Origin of the sequence: Methylorubrum extorquens (assembly GCF_024169925.1) — a bacterium.
GTDB lineage: Bacteria > Pseudomonadota > Alphaproteobacteria > Rhizobiales > Beijerinckiaceae > Methylobacterium > Methylobacterium extorquens_A.
Window position 1 is genome coordinate 4241181 of record NZ_JALJXF010000001.1, and the last position, 16024, is coordinate 4257204.

At 71.1% G+C, this 16024-nt stretch carries 16 protein-coding genes; 8 read left to right on the forward strand and 8 right to left on the reverse strand.

All coding sequences use genetic code 11. The features are described 5' to 3' along the window. Window positions 1-63: 63 nt before the first annotated feature. Entirely contained in the window at window positions 64-1512 is a 1449-nt protein-coding gene (locus J2W78_RS19810; RefSeq protein WP_253373321.1) for a YcjX family protein, read from the forward strand. Then, complete coding sequence (locus J2W78_RS19815) at window positions 1509-2531, forward strand: YcjF family protein (RefSeq protein WP_253373322.1); 1023 nt, start codon at window positions 1509-1511, stop codon at window positions 2529-2531. The genes J2W78_RS19810 and J2W78_RS19815 overlap by 4 nt, the downstream gene beginning before the upstream one ends. Window positions 2532-2649: 118 nt before the next feature. Here the strand turns inward: J2W78_RS19815 and J2W78_RS19820 are convergent, their stop codons facing one another. From J2W78_RS19820 to J2W78_RS19855, 8 genes are all read right to left on the reverse strand, one after another. Next, entirely contained in the window at window positions 2650-3036 is a 387-nt protein-coding gene (locus J2W78_RS19820; protein ID WP_253373323.1) for an exopolysaccharide production protein YjbE, read from the reverse strand. A gap of 211 nt (window positions 3037-3247) precedes the next feature. After that, window positions 3248-3799 carry an RBBP9/YdeN family alpha/beta hydrolase gene (locus J2W78_RS19825; RefSeq protein ID WP_253373324.1) on the reverse strand — a complete coding sequence of 184 codons (552 nt, stop codon included), beginning with the start codon at window positions 3797-3799 and terminating at the stop codon, window positions 3248-3250. A gap of 70 nt (window positions 3800-3869) precedes the next feature. Next, window positions 3870-5138, reverse strand: coding sequence for a diaminopimelate decarboxylase (lysA, locus tag J2W78_RS19830; protein WP_253373325.1), 1269 nt, complete (start codon window positions 5136-5138; stop codon window positions 3870-3872). 183 nt (window positions 5139-5321) lie between these two features. Continuing rightward, on the reverse strand, window positions 5322-5672 hold the full coding sequence (locus J2W78_RS19835; RefSeq protein WP_253373326.1) for a hypothetical protein: 351 nt from the start codon (window positions 5670-5672) through the stop codon (window positions 5322-5324). Between the two features lie 154 nt (window positions 5673-5826). Continuing rightward, window positions 5827-6105, reverse strand: a complete 279-nt coding sequence (locus tag J2W78_RS19840; RefSeq protein ID WP_003597646.1) for a hypothetical protein — start codon at window positions 6103-6105, stop codon at window positions 5827-5829. 226 nt (window positions 6106-6331) lie between these two features. Next, a complete protein-coding gene (locus J2W78_RS19845; protein ID WP_253374094.1) occupies window positions 6332-7054 on the reverse strand; it encodes a hypothetical protein in 723 nt (240 codons plus the stop codon). 228 nt (window positions 7055-7282) lie between these two features. Then, complete coding sequence (locus J2W78_RS19850) at window positions 7283-7900, reverse strand: DUF1134 domain-containing protein (protein WP_253373327.1); 618 nt, start codon at window positions 7898-7900, stop codon at window positions 7283-7285. A 177-nt stretch (window positions 7901-8077) separates the two neighbouring features. After that, complete coding sequence (locus tag J2W78_RS19855; protein WP_253373328.1) at window positions 8078-8998, reverse strand: 3'(2'),5'-bisphosphate nucleotidase CysQ family protein; 921 nt, start codon at window positions 8996-8998, stop codon at window positions 8078-8080. Window positions 8999-9358: 360 nt separating this feature from the next. Here J2W78_RS19855 and chpT point away from each other — a divergent pair, with 360 nt between their 5' ends. The 6 genes from chpT (at window position 9359) to J2W78_RS19885 (ending at window position 16018) form a co-directional block, all read left to right on the forward strand. Next, the gene (chpT, locus tag J2W78_RS19860; protein WP_253373329.1) at window positions 9359-10099 is read left to right on the forward strand and encodes a histidine phosphotransferase ChpT; all 741 of its coding nucleotides are present in this window, start codon (window positions 9359-9361) and stop codon (window positions 10097-10099) included. A gap of 178 nt (window positions 10100-10277) precedes the next feature. Then, on the forward strand, window positions 10278-13004 hold the full coding sequence (locus tag J2W78_RS19865) for a hybrid sensor histidine kinase/response regulator (RefSeq protein WP_253373330.1): 2727 nt from the start codon (window positions 10278-10280) through the stop codon (window positions 13002-13004). Window positions 13005-13036: 32 nt separating this feature from the next. After that, window positions 13037-13516, forward strand: coding sequence for a chemotaxis protein CheW (locus J2W78_RS19870; protein ID WP_253373331.1), 480 nt, complete (start codon window positions 13037-13039; stop codon window positions 13514-13516). A gap of 20 nt (window positions 13517-13536) precedes the next feature. Continuing rightward, entirely contained in the window at window positions 13537-13947 is a 411-nt protein-coding gene (locus J2W78_RS19875; protein WP_253374095.1) for a response regulator, read from the forward strand. A 65-nt stretch (window positions 13948-14012) separates the two neighbouring features. Then, on the forward strand, window positions 14013-15161 hold the full coding sequence (locus J2W78_RS19880) for a protein-glutamate methylesterase/protein-glutamine glutaminase (protein WP_253373332.1): 1149 nt from the start codon (window positions 14013-14015) through the stop codon (window positions 15159-15161). After that, entirely contained in the window at window positions 15161-16018 is an 858-nt protein-coding gene (locus J2W78_RS19885; protein WP_253373333.1) for a CheR family methyltransferase, read from the forward strand. The genes J2W78_RS19880 and J2W78_RS19885 overlap by 1 nt, the downstream gene beginning before the upstream one ends. Window positions 16019-16024: the final 6 nt, after the last annotated feature.

The following is a 16024-nucleotide window of genomic DNA, read 5'->3' on the forward strand; positions in this document are numbered from 1 at the left end:
CCGCCCCGCGCCACCTGACAGCCCGTCCCGCTTCCCCGACGAAGCCTGCCGCCAGAGCCTGCCTTGCCGCCCCTCTTCGACTATGCCGCGCAAGCGGGCTCCGCGATCAAGGCCTTCGCCGAAGCCTCCAGCGATCTCCTGATCCAGCCGACGCTGAGGCTCGGCGTCACCGGTCTCGCCCGCTCCGGCAAGACGGTGTTCACCACCGCGCTGATCCACCATCTCGTGGAGGGCCACGCGCTGCCGGCCTTCGAGCCGGCGCAAGGAGGACGCCTGCGCCGGGCGCGGCTCGTGCCGCAGCCCGACGACGACGTGCCGCGCTTCCCCTTCGAGGAGAACTTTTCCGCGCTCACCGAGGCCCGGCGCTGGCCGGGCTCCACCGACCGGATCAGCCAGCTCCGCCTGGAGATCGAGTACGAGCGCGCGGGCGGCTGGCGCTCGGGTCCGGGCACGCTGATGCTCGACGTGGTGGACTATCCCGGCGAATGGCTGCTCGACCTCGCGCTCGTCGATCAGAGCTACGTGGCGTGGTCGCGCGCGACCATTGCCGGCACCCGCCGGGCGGGGCGGGCCGCGATCGCCGCGCCCTGGCTCGCTCTCATGCAGGAACTCGACCCCGCGGCGCCCCTCGACGAGGTGCTGGCCGAGCGCGCGGCCAACGCCTTCAAGGCCTATCTCGGGGCGCTGCGCGCGGGCGCGGAATCGGTCGCCACCACGCCGCCGGGGCGCTTCCTGATGCCGGGCGATCTCGCCGGCTCGCCGATGCTGACCTTCGCCCCCCTCGACCGCCTGGAGGAAGCCCAGGTGCCCGGCAGCCTCGGCGCGCTGATGGAGCGGCGCTTCGAGGCCTACAAGAGCAAGGTGGTGGAGCCGTTCTTCCGCGAACATTTCCAGCGCGTCGATCGGCAGATCGTGCTGGTCGATGTGCTCTCGGCGGTCGATTCCGGGCCCGCGGCGCTGGCCGAACTGGAGGAGGCGCTGGACGCGGTGCTGCTCGCCTTCCGGATCGGGCGCAACAGCCTGCTCTCGCGCTTCTTCGCGCCGCGGGCCGAGCGGATCATGTTCGCCGCGACTAAGGCCGACCACCTCCACCAATCGAGCCACGACCGGCTCGACGCGCTCCTGCGCCTCCTCGTTTCGCGGGCGATGCGCCGCACCGAGGCCGCAGGCGCGCGGGTCGGTACCGTGGCGCTCGCCTCCGTCCGCGCCACCCGCGAAACCACGGTGCACGATGGCGGCGAGGTCTTGCGCGCGGTCTCCGGCACGCCGGAGGCGGGCGAGCATGTCGGCGACGAGATCTTCGACGGGCTCTCGGAGGCCGCGGTGTTTCCCGGCGAACTGCCCGCCGACCCGCAGGCGGTGCTCGACGGCGCGGTTCCGGCAGGCTCGTTCCGCTTCCCGCGCTTTCGCCCACCGCCGGTGAAGCCCGACGCGCTCGGCCGTGCCGGGCACCTGCCGCAAATCCGGCTCGACCGGGCCATGCAGTTCCTGATCGGGGACAAGCTGACGTGACCAACCCGCAGCGCCCGCGCGCCTTCCGCATCCCCGCCGCCGACCAGCCTCCGCCGGAGGCCGCCACCGCCGAGGCGCCGCCGCGGCCGGAGGTGCGCCTCGTCGACGAGCCCTACGAGATCGTGGACGCCGCCGACGGCGTCGCCGTGCCGGTGGCGCCCAAGCGCCGCGCGCCCTGGCTGTCGATCCTGTTCAGCGCGCTCGGCGGCCTCGTCACCATCGCCGTCGGCCTCTCGCTGGAACGGCTGATCGCCGATCTGTTCGCCACCGCGCCCTGGCTCGGCTGGGTTGCGCTGGCGCTCCTCGCCGTCGCCATGATCGCGCTGACGGCCATCGTCGCCCGCGAGGCGCTGGGCGTCTGGCGCGAGCGCAAGATCGAGGCGTTGCGCGAGCGTGCGCTGGCCGCCCTCTCGACCCGCGACCACACCGCGGCGCAGGGCGTGGTGCAGGAGCTGCGCGGCTTCTACGCCGACCGGCCGGCGCTGGCAGGCGCCATCCGCCGGCTCGACGCGGTGGGCGATGCGATCCTCGACGTGGACGACCGTCTGGCCCTGGCCGAGGGCGAGTTGCTTATCCCCCTCGACCGGCAGGCCAAGGCGGCGATCGCCCAGGCCGCGAGCCAGGTCTCGGCGGTGACGGCGCTGAGCCCGCGGGCCATCGTCGATGTCGCCTTCGTGGTGTTCTCCGCCGCCCGGCTTCTGCGCCGGATCGCGGCGATCTACGGCGGGCGGCCCGGCCTGCTCGGCTTCCTCCGGCTCGCCCGCGCCGCTTTCGCTCACCTTACCGTCACCGGCGGCATGGCGGTGGGCGAGGGCATGCTGCATCAGGTGCTCGGTCTCGGCCTCGCCGCCCGCGTCTCGGCCAAGCTCGGCGAGGGCGTGCTCAACGGCTTGATGACGGCCCGCTTCGGCCTCGCGGCGCTGGCCGTCTGCCGGCCGCTCCCCTTCGTCCGCGTCAGCCCGCCCACCGTAAATGACGTCGCGGGCCAACTCTTCCGCAACAGCGAGCCCAAGGAATAACGAGATCCCAAAGGGATCATGCCTTTGGCGGGGATCGGGGCAGCGCCCTGAAAATGAGAAGCTCCCGAGCCGTCCGGCTCGGGAGCTTCTTTTCTCTACGGCTGAGTGAGTGCGACGATCAGCAGTCGTCGCCGCCCTTCTTCTCGCCGAGCTTCTGGTCATGACCGGCGGCGTTCATCGCGCCGACCGTACCGGGGGCAGCCGGCTGCTCGCCGCCGGCGGTGTTCTTGGCCGAGGCGGTCTGCTCCGAGCCCGGCTTGTTGCCGACGCCCTGGCCCGCGCCGACGTTGTTCATCGCGCCGACCGTTCCGGGCGAGGCCGGCTGCTGGCCGCCCGCGAGGTTCTTCGAACCCGAATCGGCGCCGCTGCCGGTGCTGCTGTTCGCTGCGGCGGAATCGCCGGGGGCCTTGGCGTTGGTGCTGCCGGTGTTGCACGGCGCGGCGAGCGCGGAACCGGCGATGAAGGCGAAAGCGGTGGCGGTAGCGATGGTCTTCGTGAGCGTCACGATTGCGTCCCTCCGGAATTATCCAACCGGCATTGCCGGCCGGTCTGCCCGGAGAAAGCAATTAAGGAAATTTAAGTTCCCGATTCGCCCCAACACCGTAGGAACTTTTTAGAACTGCATTCCCATGCATTTGATGGAAATTCCAACAAACCCCTGATGGATCATCTTCTATTCGACTGGCACCTCAGCCGCTCAGGCGGCTCAGCCCGGCTCAGAGCGGGGCGAGGAAACCCGCCAGCCGCATCAACCCCTCCGGCCAGGGCCCGTGCCCGCTCGCGACGTTGATGTGGCCGGCCTCGCCCGCATCGACCAGGGCCGAGCCCCAGGCATAGGCGTAGTCCTCCGCCCGCTCGTAGGTGCAGTGCGGGTCCGTGCGGCTGGCCACCAGCAGCGACGGGAAGGGCAGCGGATCGCGCGGCACCGGCCCGAAGGCGCGCACGCTCTCGGGCAGGTCGGCGCCCGCCTCGATATCGGGGAAGGCCACCAGCAGGGCCCCGCGCACGACGCCTTCGGGGAAGCGCGGCGCGGCCTCCACCGCCGCGACGACGCCGAGGCTGTGGGCGATGAGGATCACCGGCCGGGTCGCCGCCGCCACCGCCTCCGCGACGCGGGCCCGCCAGGCCTCCGGATCGGGCCGGTGCCAGTCGTCCTGCGCGACGATCCGCGCGGTCTTGAGCCGCGCCGCCCAGCGCGCCTGCCAGTGCTCCTCCTCGGAGCCGGCATAGCCCGGCAGGATCAGGATATCGCAATCGGCAGTCTTCATGGGCGGTCTTCTCGGACGGGCGGCGTCCTCACGCAACGGGCAGCGGGCCGCGCGGGCTCCGCCGAGAGCGTCACGCGAGCCAATCGGGCAGGCGGTCGAGGCGGATCAGGTCGTCGTAGCTCGGGCGCGGGCGCACCACAGCCGAGCGGTCGCCGCTCACCAGCACCTCCGGCACGAGGCGGCGGCTGTTGTAGGTGCCGGCCTGGACCGCGCCGTAGGCGCCCGCGCTCATGACGGCGATGAGGTCGCCCGGCGCCACGGTCGGCATCTCGCGCCCCAGTGCCAGATAGTCGCCGCTCTCGCAGACCGGACCGACCACGTCCGCCGTCAGTCGGGGGGTGTCCGGGGCGGGCTCGCGCACCGGGCGAAGGGCGTGGAAGGCCTCGTAGAGCGTCGGGCGGATCAGGTCGTTCATCGCCCCGTCGACGATGACGAAGGTCTTCTCCTCCGTCGGCTTCACGTAGATCACGCGGGTGACGAGGATGCCGGCATTGCCCGCGATCATCCGCCCGATCTCGAAGACCGGACGCAGGCCGAGCGGCCGGAAATGCGGGCGCAGGATCGCGGCGAGCGCTGCCGGATCGGGCGGGGGCGCGTTGTCGTCGCGATAGGGAATGCCGAGCCCGCCGCCGAAATCGACGTGGTGCAGCCGGTGCCCGTCGGCGAGCAGGTCGCGGGCCAGTTCGCAGAGCAGGCGCGCGGCGTTGTCGAACGGGGTCAGGTCGGTGATCTGGCTGCCGATATGCGCATCGACGCCGACGATCTCGAGGCCCGGCAGCCGAGCGGCCCCGGCATAGACCGCGCGGGCGCGGGAGATCGGGATGCCGAACTTGTTGTCGGATTTGCCGGTCGAGATCTTGGCATGGGTCAGCGCATCGACATCCGGGTTCACCCGGATCGAGACCGGCGCCTTGCGCCCGCGCGCGGCGGCGACCTCGGACAGGGCGGCGAGTTCCGGCTCGCTCTCGACGTTGAAGCAGAGGATGTTCGCGTCGAGCGCGGCGGCCATCTCCTCGCGGGTCTTGCCGACGCCGGAGAAGACGATGCGCTCCCCCGGCACGCCCGCAGCGAGCGCCCGGCGCAATTCGCCCTCGGAGACGATGTCCATGCCCGCGCCCTGACGCGCGAGGGTGGCGAGCACCGCCTGGTTCGAGTTTGCCTTCATGGCAAAGCACACTAGGGCGTCGTCGCCCGCGAAGGCCTCGGCGAAGACGCGGTAGTGACGCTCCAGCGTCGCGGTGCTGTAGCAGTAGAACGGCGTGCCGACCTCCTCGGCCAGGGCCGTCAGATCGACGTCCTCGGCATGGAGGCGCCCGTCCCGATAGTGGAAGTGGTGCATGTCAGGAGAATCCGCCGCCGCGCCCGCCGGATGGGGAGCGGCGCATCCGAATGCCCCCATGCGCGGTGCGCTGTCTACGTGTCTGTCACAAAACGCCCGGTGTCCCGGCATGGCCGGAGGGGGAGGCTCGACGATCGGACGTTCCGCGAGCCCGCCGCGATCCGGTTACGCTCCGGCGGCCCGCTACAGAAGCGGATCGAGGATGAACGGCTCCTTGGGGATCCGGTAGCCGCGCTTGGATCCGCGGGAGGTCGTGACCGGAACACCGTCGCCGCCCGCGGGGATCGCCGCGGCGCTCAGTTCGTCGCCCGCCTGCACGGCTTCCGGATCGGGGGCCGCGCCGCGATCGCCCACGGAGACCGTGCTGCCCGGCAGGCTCCGCGACGAGGCGGGAACGCCGGGCCGCGTCCTCGGAGCGGTTTCGGACAGGGCCGCACCCGGCGGCTCCAGGCTGCCGCGCCGGCCACAGGCCGTGCAGGCCAGGGTGAGGCCGAGCGCGATCAGGATCGAGAGGCGGGCGGAAGAGGCGGGCATCGAGGTTTCCGGCGGTCTTTCCCGGCTGGGCGGCGCCAGCTTAGCCGTTGGGGCTTCGCCCCGAAAGGTGGGCCGCGGCGTCTCGGGCGGGACGATGCGCGCTCGGCGCAGAATGCTCGGCGCGCGCCCGCTTCCGTTGCCCCCCGCGTGGCCCTCAGCTCTTCTTGTTGCCGCGCTGCGAATCCTTCGGCGGCGCGTAGGCATCGATCGCCCGGCGGCAGTTCTCGGAGAGCTTGGCCCAGTTGGTCTTGAAGCACTGATCGGTGGCCGGATCGTCCGGGTCGAGATTGCCGCAATAGCTGAGGTAATCGCCGGTGCAGTACTTCTTGAGCGTCTCGTTGCCGCGCTTCGACTGCTGCGCCTGTGCCGGAGCAGCCAACACGGCGACCGCGCCCGTGAGGGCGAGAACCAGGGGCGTCAGCTTCAAAGCCATGATGTTCGCTCGATCGCGGTTCGTGGGAAGAGATTCGTGAGAGGAGGTCCGGGCGCGATGATGCCCTCGCTTGTTCGAAACAAGGCGGGTCCGGGGCAACCGCAAGATGGTTCGGTGCTTACGGGCTCGTGCCGGACGGGGCAAGGGAGGCTGAAGGAGACGCTGAAACGGACGCTCGACGGGACGGGAGCAGAGTAGGCCCCCGATCGGCTCCGCTCGGTGCGTTTCAGCTCTCGGCGAGCGCGGGCGACGCGGCCGGAAAGCCTCCGGCTTGGGGCAGACGGTCTTGGGGCAAGCGGTCTTGGGGCAAGCGGTCGCGGCGCGCCAAGGCGTCGGCGACCTCGCCGATGCGGCGGCGCAGCTCGGCGGTGTCGTCGCTCCCGCGTGCGGCCAGCGTAGCCTGGGCCGCCGTCAGTTCGGCGCGCAGCGCCTCGATCTCGGCCGCCGTGGAGGTGTATCCGACGGTCTCACCCTCGGCGCCCGACGGCGCGGTCGCGGTCTGCATCCGGCGCGTCGCCTTGAGATCGTCGAGGATCGCGCGGTGAGCCTCTTCCAGGGCATGCAGGGTGGCGAGCCCCGTCTCGCCCTCGGCCCGCGCACGGGCGAGATCCCGGTCGAGCCCGGCGATGCGCTCGAGAGCGCGGGCCACCTCGGCCTCGCTGAGGATCCGGGCGGTAACCGCGGCCTCGGCCTCCATGGTGCGGGTGCCGATGGCGGCCATGTCGGCGTGGCGCCGGGCGGCCACCGCCTCGGCCTTCCGCTCCAGCCGGCGCTGCGCGACGGCGAACTCCGCGCGCAAATGGTCGCGCTCGGCCACGACCTCGGACACGCTCACCGGCAGGGTCGCCTCGATCCGCCGCCGGGCGAGACGGCCGGCGCGGGCGCTCACGGTCGGCAGGATCGTCAGGGCGCACAGGCTCGCCAGGAGGAAGCCGAGCCCGAAGATCATTACGGTCTCGATCACGAAGGGGCCCTCACGCCGCCTCGGCCGGGCAGATCCGGCCGCTGCGTCTTTTGCCCGTCTTGCCCGCGCGGAGGCAAGCGCCGTGTCTTCGCTCCAGCTTCAAGCGTCGGCGGGCGCTTGTCGCAGGCACGCCTCCCACCGACACCTGCCCCCTTTCTCCGAGCCATCACGCCGCATCGCATCAGGCGCTGGTGGGGGTCGCTCGGAAGACGATCAGAACGGGTTCCAGGTCGGGCGGCCGGTGAATTTCAGGTAGCCGATATTGATTCCGAGCCGGGCGCCGACGCCGGAACGGATCGGCACCACGATGATGCCGCCGTCGGTCACCGCCGTCATGCCGAAGCCGCCGATGAAGTAGGCCGAGCCGTCGACGCCGCCGAAGCGGCGGTAGAGGTCGCGCACGGCGGGCAGGTTGTAGACGAGCATCATCGTGCGCGCGCCGTCGCCGCCGACATCGAAGCCGAGCGTCGGCCCCTGCCAGTAGATCCGGCGCTGCCCGGCATTGCGGGTGTAGAGCGTGCCCTCGCCGAAGCGCAGGCCGCCGACGATGGCGCCGGACGCCTCCTGTCCGAGGATGTAGCCGTTGGGCTCGCCCCAGCGCCGGGTCGCCTCCTCGACGGTCAGAGCGAGGCCGCGGGACACGCTGCCGAAGAAGCGGTGCCCGTTCTCGACCACCTCGGCGGCGCGGAACGAGTCCGGGCGCACGCCGTCGTCCTGATAGGCCAGAGCCGGGACGGCCCCGGCCAGGAGCCCGCCGGACACCCCGGCCGAGAGGCCGAGCAAGGCGGCGCGGCGGGTCGTGCCCCCGGTGCGGATGGGATCGTGCGGCATGTCGGTCTCCCTACCGGCTCCCTTGACTGGCTCTCTTGACCCGCCCTTCCATGCCGGCCTCGCGGGCGCTGCCCTCAACGGAAGCGGCATCGGATCGAGGCACGCAGGGAGCGCGCAGTCTCGGGTCCGATCAAGTCAAGTTTGGGTTAACGGTCGGTTAAGCGACTTGCCGCGGCCTCAGGCCTCCTGGACCGCATCCGGCGAACCCGCCCCTCCGGCGCGGCGCCGGTCGAAATACGACACGGCGCTGTGCTGCGGCAGGTCGAGCGCGTCGCGGTAGGCCGCCGAAGCCAGCGCCGCGAAGGGGCCGTTGCGGTAGAAGCGGGCATGGTGGCCATAGGTGATCGTCGCGCCGTCGGGCCCGACGACGCGCCCGCCAGCCATGGTCAGCACGTGGTCGCCGGCCGCCGTGTCCCACTCCATGGTGGGGACGCAGCGCACGTAGATATCCGCCTCGCCCGCCGCGATCAGGCAGAACTTGAGCGCCGAGGAGGCGACCCGCCGCTCGCCGACCGGCAGGCGCTCCAGGCAGGCATCGGTGTCGCTGTCGCCGTGCAGGCGGCTGACGAGGGCGACGAGACCGTCGGCGGGGGCAGCGCGCACGCCCACGGCCTGGAACGCGCCCGGCCGCCCCTCGCGGATCGGCGCCTCGCGGGCGGTGGTGCCCGCCGCCCAGACCCGGCCGAGACCCGGCGCCGCCAAGCCGGCGGCGATCGGGCGGTCGCCCTGAATCAGGCCGATATTGACGCAGTACTGTTCGTTGCCGGCCAGGAAGTCGCGGGTGCCGTCGAGCGGATCGACGAGGAAGAACAGCGCGGCGGGCTGCGCGGTGCCGGAGGTCTCCTCGGCGATCACCGGGATGCCGGGGAAAGCTTGCCTCAGGGCCGTGACGATCAGCTCCTCGGAGCGGGTGTCGGCGAGGCTGGCGGGCGAGCCGTCGGGCTTGATGACGTGGGGGCAGTCGCTGCCGTGATAGCCCTTCAGAATACGCCCGGCCTCGCAGGCGATGCCGGCGAGCTGCTCCGCGATGGCGTCTCGCATCGCGGCCGGAACGGGGGCCGTCAGGGACGCCGACGGGACGGGAGCAAGGGCGGTCATCGCAATGTCATCAATGAAGGAAAGGGGCTTGTCGATCCGAGTCTTGAGCAAATTCGGTGCGCAAGCCTGCGTGACCCGATCCCCATGAGCGCCGGTTGCGGCGAATTGGGGACACTTGTGCCGTCGCGGCGGCCTTCACCGCGAAATGAGCGCCGCAACGGGGGCCGGGATCTGCCGGGGTGCCGTCGCGCGCGACCGGCGAACCAGTCGGATTGATGTCGGCGGCTTTCCAAAGCGGTCGCCGGTGACTATTCGCTTGGGCCCATCCGGTGTCCGCGGCATCCGAGGGGGCAGGCCACCTCAGCGATCGACGGCACTACTTTCGACAGCCGGTTTCGACAGCCGGGAACGGAGCGCGCCATGAGCGGTACCAGCAGCCTCACCCTCGACGCCCTCGACCTCTCGGCGCTGCTGTGCTCGCGCGTGTGCCACGACGTGATCAGCCCGATCGGCGCGATCGTGAACGGGCTCGAAGTGCTGGAGGACGACGACGACCCCTCGATGCGCGAATTCGCCCTCGAGCTGATCCGCAAGAGCGCGCGCACCGCCTCGGCCCGGATCCAGTTCGCCCGGATCGCCTTCGGCGCGGCGGGATCGGCCGGCGCCTCGATCGATCTGGCCGACGCCGAGAAGGTCTCGAAGGCCATGTTCGCCGACGAGAAGACGCAGATCGCCTGGAGCGCACCGCAGGCGCTGTTTCCCAAGAACAAGGTCAAGCTGCTGCTCAACCTCGTGGTGATCGCGTCGAGCGCGATCCCGCGCGGCGGTCTGATCGACGTGGCCGTGACCGGCGGCGGCGACGCCCCGCGCTTCGTCCTGCGCGCCAAGGGCAGCCATGCGCGCATCCCGCCCCATGTCGAGGGGCTGATCGCCGGCACGCCCGAGGGCGGCACCGTCGACGCCCACGGCATCCTGCCGTTCTATGCCGGCCTCGTCGCCCGCGCGGCGGCGATGGACGTGCGCTTCACCATCGAGGGCGACGAGGTGACGGTCGCCGCCACGCCGACCGAGGCTGCGGTCGGATTGCCCGGCGCTCCCGCCCCCAGCATCGAGGACGAGCGCCCCTCCGATAGCGCCCCGCCAGACACGCAGCTCGCCTGAGGCGGCCGCGCCGCAACCATCGCGCGGGGAAGTGAGCGGAGGCGGGTCGCGGCGAATTCTTGCGGCCGTCTTCTCAAAACAATTGTGAAGTCGGCCCCCGCCCTCAACGCTTCCATAACTTTCCGAGGCGAGAGTGCTCGTCGCACGTCCCTTTGTGCGCGTAGACGAGTACCCCCCCATGGACGATCTGCTTCGCGAGTTTCTGGTCGAGAGCGCCGAGCATCTGGACACCGTCGATGCGGAGCTGGTCCGTTTCGAACAGGACCCCAATAACCAGCAGATCCTGCGCAACATCTTTCGGCTCGTCCACACCATCAAGGGGACGTGCGGGTTTCTCGGCCTGCCGCGCCTCGAAGCGCTGGCGCACGCCGCCGAGACCCTGATGGGGCGTTTCCGCGACGGCTATCCCGTCAGCGGCGCCTCGGTCACGCTGATCCTGGCCACCCTCGACCGTCTCAAGGCGATCCTCGGCGACTTGGAAGCCACCGGCTCCGAGCCGGCCGGCGCCGACGAAGACCTGATCGGGGCCCTGGAGGCGATGGCCTCCGAGGAATCGCCCGCCGCCGCCGCGCCGCCGCCCCTGCCCGAGCTGCCGCCGATCGTCGAGCGCGAGCTCAAGCCCGGCGAAGTCTCGCTGGACGACCTCGAGCGGGCTTTCATGGAAGCCCCCGGCCCCGACGACTTTGCGGCCATGGACGCCCCGGCACCCGTCCTCGCAGCCGACGAGCCGGCCTTCGAGAGCGCGCCCGAGCCGGCGGCCCCGATCCAGGCTGCCGAACGTCCCGCCGCCGCTGCCGCCCCCTCCGCCGAGGGCGGTGAGAGCGCGGTGGCCGCCAAGGTGCAGACGATCCGTGTGAACGTCGACACCATCGAGCACCTGATGACGATGGTCTCGGAACTGGTGCTGACCCGCAACCAGCTCCTCGAGATCGCCCGCCGCCACGAGGATTCCGGCTACAAGGTTCCGCTCCAGCGCCTCAGCCACGTCACGGCCGAGCTGCAGGAAGGCGTGATGAAGACGCGCATGCAGCCGATCGGCAATGCGTGGCAGAAGCTGCCCCGCGTCGTGCGCGACCTCTCGGCCGAACTTGGCAAAGGCATCGACCTCGTGATGTCGGGCGCCGAGACCGAACTCGACCGCCAGGTGCTCGACGTCATCAAGGACCCGCTCACCCACATGGTGCGCAACTCGGCCGACCACGGCATCGAGTCCACCAACGAGCGCCTCAAGGCCGGCAAGCCCGCCCGCGGCTCGATCCGCCTCTCCGCCTACCACGAGGGCGGCACGATCACGATCGAGATCGCCGACGACGGCAAGGGCCTCGACCTCGCCGCGATCCGCAAGAAGGCGATCGAGCGAAACTTCGCGCCCGCCGCCGACATCGAGCGGATGACCGACGCGCAGGTCGCGAAGTTCATCTTCCACGCCGGCTTCTCGACCGCCAAGGCGATCACCTCGGTCTCCGGCCGCGGCGTCGGCATGGACGTGGTCAAGACCAACATCGAGACCATCGGCGGCGTGGTCGACATCGCCACCGAGCTGGGCAAGGGCACCACCTTCACCATCAAGATCCCGCTGACGCTCGCCATCGTCTCGGCGCTGATCGTCAAGGCCGGCGCACAGCGCTACGCCGTGCCGCAGATCGCGGTGCTCGAACTGGTGCGGGTCGATCCCAAGGGCGACAACACCAGCGCGAACTCGATCGAGCGCATCCACGGCGCGCCGGTGCTGCGCCTGCGCGAGCGGCTCCTGCCGATCGTCACCCTCGACGGGCTGATGCGCGGGCAGGCGACCGTCGAGGAGGGCGAAGTCGTCGAGTCCGGCTTCGTGGTGGTGGCCCAGGTCGGCCGGCAGCGCTTCGGCGTGCTCGTGGACGAAGTCTTCCACACGGAAGAGATCGTCGTGAAGCCGATGTCGTCGAAGCTGCGGCACATCCCGCTGTTTGCCGGCAACACGATCCTCGGCGACGGCGCCGTGGTGCTGATCGTCGATCCCAACGGCGTCGCCAAGCTGGTGGGCCAGAGCGCGCAGTCGGGTGCAGCGACGGAGACCGAGTCCGAGGAGGTCGAGGCTGGTGACGCCAAGGCGACGCTCCTCGTGTTCAAGGGGGGTGCCGGCGGCTTCAAGGCCGTGCCGCTCTCCCTCGTCACGCGCCTCGAAGAGATCGACGCCTCGAAGATCGAGCATCTCGGCGGGCGTCCGCTGATCCAGTACCGCGGCCGCCTGATGCCGCTGGTGCCGGCCGATCCTGCGGTTCCGATCCGCTCGGAGGGCAACCAGGCGCTCGTCGTGTTCTCCGATGGCGACCGGGCGATGGGCCTCGTCGTGGACGAGATCGTCGACATCGTCGAGGAGCGCCTCGACATCGAGATCGCGGCCGACCGCTCCGACCTCATCGGCTCGGCGGTGCTGCGGGGCCGGGCGACCGACATCATCAACATCGCCCACTTCCTACCGCTCGCCTACGACGACTGGGCGCGGGGCCCGCGCAAGACGGTGGTCAAGGCGCCCTCGCTCCTGCTCGTGGACGACTCGGCCTTCTTCCGCGACATGCTCACCCCCGTGCTCAAGGCGGCGGGCTACGGCGTGACGACCGCGGCATCGGCAGAGGAAGCGCTCGGTATGCTCAAGGGCAATGCCGGCATCGACCTCGTGGTCAGCGATCTCGACATGCCCGGCCGCAGCGGCTTCGACCTCGTCGCCGCCATGCGCAAGAGCGGCGGGCGGCTGGCCGAGATGCCGGTGATCGCGCTCACCGGCACGGTCGCCCCCGACGCCATCGAACAGGCACGGCGCCTCGCGATCAGCGATCTCGTCGCCAAGTTCGACCGCAGCGGCCTCCTGGCAGCGCTCGCCGAGATCGGCGAAGCCGCCCAATCCGCCGACGCCCGCGTCGCGGCCTGAACCACGAACGGACCGGAAGAGGACACGCCGCCATGCAGGCCGCCAACGGAAACACCGTTCCCACCGACACCACCGACTACGTCACCGTCTTCGTCGGCGAGACGATGTTCGGGCTCACCATCGACCGGGTGCACGACGTGTTCGTGCCCGCCGGCATCACCCCGGTGCCGCTCGCACCCCGGGAAATCGTCGGCCTCCTGAACCTGCGCGGGCGGGTCGTCACGGCCCTGTGCCTGCGCCGCCGCCTCGGCATCCCCGGCCGCGAGGCGGGTGCCGCCGAGATGGCGATCGGCCTGGAACAGGCGGGCGAGACCTTCGCGCTCATCGTCGACGGTGTCGGCGAGGTCTTGAAGCTCGGCGCCGAGACGCAGGAGCCGGTGCCGATCAACCTCGATCCCCGCTGGCGCGACCTCTCGCTCGGCGTCCACCGCCTCGACGGGCGCCTCCTTGTCATCCTCGACGTCGATGCGCTGCTCGCCTTCGGCGACGCCCGCGAGGCGAAGGTCGCCTGAAGCCAAGGGGTGCGCTCATGATGACCGGCTCGACCAAGAACGCGGCGAAAACGGCCCTGATCGTCGATGACTCGGCGGTGATCCGCAAGGTCGCCCGCCGTATCCTGGAGACCCTCGACTTCAGCGTCCGCGATGCGGAGGACGGCGCCACGGCGCTGGCGATGTGCGCGGAAGCGATGCCGACGGTGATCCTGCTCGACTGGAACATGCCGAACATGGACGGCTACGAGGTGCTGCGGCGCCTGCGCCAGTCCCCGCTCGGCGACCGGCCGAAGGTTCTGTTCTGCACCACCGAGAACGATGTCGGCGCCATCGCCCGGGCCCTGCATGCGGGTGCCGACGAGTACATCATGAAGCCCTTCGACCGGGAGATCATGATGGCCAAGCTCGATCAGGTCGGCTTCGCGGTGCGTCCGTCCGAAGCCGCCTGATCCGTCTCCGGGGGCTTGCCCAGGCCTCCGCCCCTCCCTCGCTCCCCCGGAAACGAGTTCCCCCCATGTCGGCATTCCCGGCCGTCGCACAGGCTCCGGCGGCGCGCAGCCCGATCAAGGTGCTGGTCGCCGACGACTCGGCGGTGGTGCGGGGGCTCGTCTCCCGCTGGCTCGGGGAGGCGGGTCACGAGGTGGTCGCCACCGCGCCCAACGGCCGCGCCGCCGTGGACGCGCTCGCCCGCTGCAACCCCGACGTGGTGCTGCTCGACATCGAGATGCCGGAACTCGACGGCATCCAGGCCCTGCCGCTGATGCTGGCCAAGCAGCCGGGCATCCAGGTCGTGATGATGTCAACGCTGACCCAGCGCAACGCCGACGTCTCCCTGCGCTGCCTCGCGCTCGGCGCGGTCGATTACATCCCCAAGCCCGAGAGCAACCGCGGCGTCACCACCTCGGACGGCTTCCGCAACGACCTGATCGAGCGCATCCGTGTGTTCGGCGCCGCCCGCGCCCGGCGCCGGCCCGCGCCGACCGCGGTCGAGGCCGCCGCTTCCGCCGCGCCCGCCGCACCGGCGGTCTCGCGCCTGTCGGGTACGGTGACGCTTCGCCCGAAGCCCCGCACCGTGACGCCGCCGCGCGTCCTGCTGGTCGGCTCCTCCACCGGCGGCCCGCGGGCGGTCGGCGAGGTGCTGGAGAAGATCGGCGCGGCGACACTCCGGCGCCTGCCGGTCCTGATCGTGCAGCACATGCCGCCGGTCTTCACCGCCGTCTTCGCCGAGCATCTCGGCGCCCGGATCGGGCTGCCGGCGGCCGAGGGCAAGGCCGACGAGCGGTTGCAGCCCGGCCGCATCTACGTCGCCCCGGGCGGGCGCCACATGCGGCTCGCAGGCTCCGCGGCCGAGACCGTCATCCGCCTCGACGACGGGCCGCCGGTGAACTTCTGCCGCCCGGCGGTGGACGTGATGTTCCTCGATGCCGCCGCCCTCTACGGCGGGTCGACGCTGAGCGTCATCCTCACCGGCATGGGCTCGGACGGCACGGCGGGCGCCCGCGCGCTGGTCGAGGCCGGCGGCATCCTCCTGGCTCAGGACGAGGCCACCAGCACGGTCTGGGGCATGCCCGGCAGCGTCGCCAAGGCGGGCCTGTGCCACGCCGTCCTCCCGCTCCCCGACATCGGACCGGCCCTGCGCAGCGCGATCGGAGACCGGGTCTGATGACCGAGGCGGATTTCGCGTTCCTGCGCGACTATCTCAGGAAGCGCTCCGGGCTCAGCCTCGGCGCGGAGAAGCGCTACCTCGTGGAGAGCCGACTCACCCCCGTCTGCCGCCGCTTCGGGATCGCGACGCTGAGCGACCTCGTCGGCACCCTGCGCCTGTCCCGCGAGGGGCCGCTGGAGAAGGCCGTGGTCGAGGCGATGACCACCAACGAGACGTTCTTCTTCCGCGACCGCGCGCCGTTCGACCTGTTCCGCGACGTGCTGCTGCCGAAAGCCATCGCGGCACGCGCATCCCAGCGCCGCCTGCGGATCTGGTCGGCGGCGGCCTCCACGGGACAGGAGCCGTACTCGCTCGCGATGATGATCCAGGAAGCCGCGGCGCAGCTCGCCGGCTGGCAGGTCGAGATCGTCGGCACCGACCTCTCGACGGAGGTCTTGGAGAAGGCGCGGCTCGGCCTCTACAGCCATTTCGAGGTGCAGCGGGGCCTGCCCGTCCAGCTCCTCGTGAAGCACTTCACCCAGGTCGGCGAGCAGTGGCGCATCAGCCCGGCGCTTGCCGGGATGGTGAGCTTCCGGCCGCTCAACCTGCTGAACCCGTTCGAGCATCTCGGCCAGTTCGACATCGTCTATTGCCGCAACGTGCTGATCTACTTCGACGCGCCGACCAAGACCGACGTGCTGGAGCGAATCGCCAAGACGCTCACCCCCGACGGGGCGCTGCTGCTGGGCGCGGCCGAGACCGTGATCGGCCTCACCGAGGCGCTGGTGCCCGATTCCCAGCATCGCGGCCTCTACCGCCAGGCCGCAGCCGCCGGGCGGGCGGCGGTGCCCCACCGCCTCGCGGCGGGGTTCTAAAAATCG

Bases quoted from the DNA above. Each gene is read 5' to 3' on its own strand.
- J2W78_RS19835 (WP_253373326.1), bottom strand. From the start codon at position 5,672: ATGCCCGCCTCTTCCGCCCGCCTCTCGATCCTGATCGCGCTCGGCCTC.
- J2W78_RS19850 (WP_253373327.1), bottom strand. From the start codon at position 7,900: ATGCCGCACGATCCCATCCGCACCGGGGGCACGACCCGCCGCGCCGCC.
- J2W78_RS19880 (WP_253373332.1), top strand. From the start codon at position 14,013: ATGTCGGCATTCCCGGCCGTCGCACAGGCTCCGGCGGCGCGCAGCCCG.
- J2W78_RS19845 (WP_253374094.1), bottom strand. From the start codon at position 7,054: ATGATCTTCGGGCTCGGCTTCCTCCTGGCGAGCCTGTGCGCCCTGACG.
- lysA (WP_253373325.1), bottom strand. From the start codon at position 5,138: ATGCACCACTTCCACTATCGGGACGGGCGCCTCCATGCCGAGGACGTC.
- J2W78_RS19855 (WP_253373328.1), bottom strand. From the start codon at position 8,998: ATGACCGCCCTTGCTCCCGTCCCGTCGGCGTCCCTGACGGCCCCCGTT.
- J2W78_RS19870 (WP_253373331.1), top strand. From the start codon at position 13,037: ATGCAGGCCGCCAACGGAAACACCGTTCCCACCGACACCACCGACTAC.
- chpT (WP_253373329.1), top strand. From the start codon at position 9,359: ATGAGCGGTACCAGCAGCCTCACCCTCGACGCCCTCGACCTCTCGGCG.
- J2W78_RS19840 (WP_003597646.1), bottom strand. From the start codon at position 6,105: ATGGCTTTGAAGCTGACGCCCCTGGTTCTCGCCCTCACGGGCGCGGTC.
- J2W78_RS19875 (WP_253374095.1), top strand. From the start codon at position 13,537: ATGACCGGCTCGACCAAGAACGCGGCGAAAACGGCCCTGATCGTCGAT.
- J2W78_RS19885 (WP_253373333.1), top strand. From the start codon at position 15,161: ATGACCGAGGCGGATTTCGCGTTCCTGCGCGACTATCTCAGGAAGCGC.
- J2W78_RS19865 (WP_253373330.1), top strand. From the start codon at position 10,278: ATGGACGATCTGCTTCGCGAGTTTCTGGTCGAGAGCGCCGAGCATCTG.
- J2W78_RS19825 (WP_253373324.1), bottom strand. From the start codon at position 3,799: ATGAAGACTGCCGATTGCGATATCCTGATCCTGCCGGGCTATGCCGGC.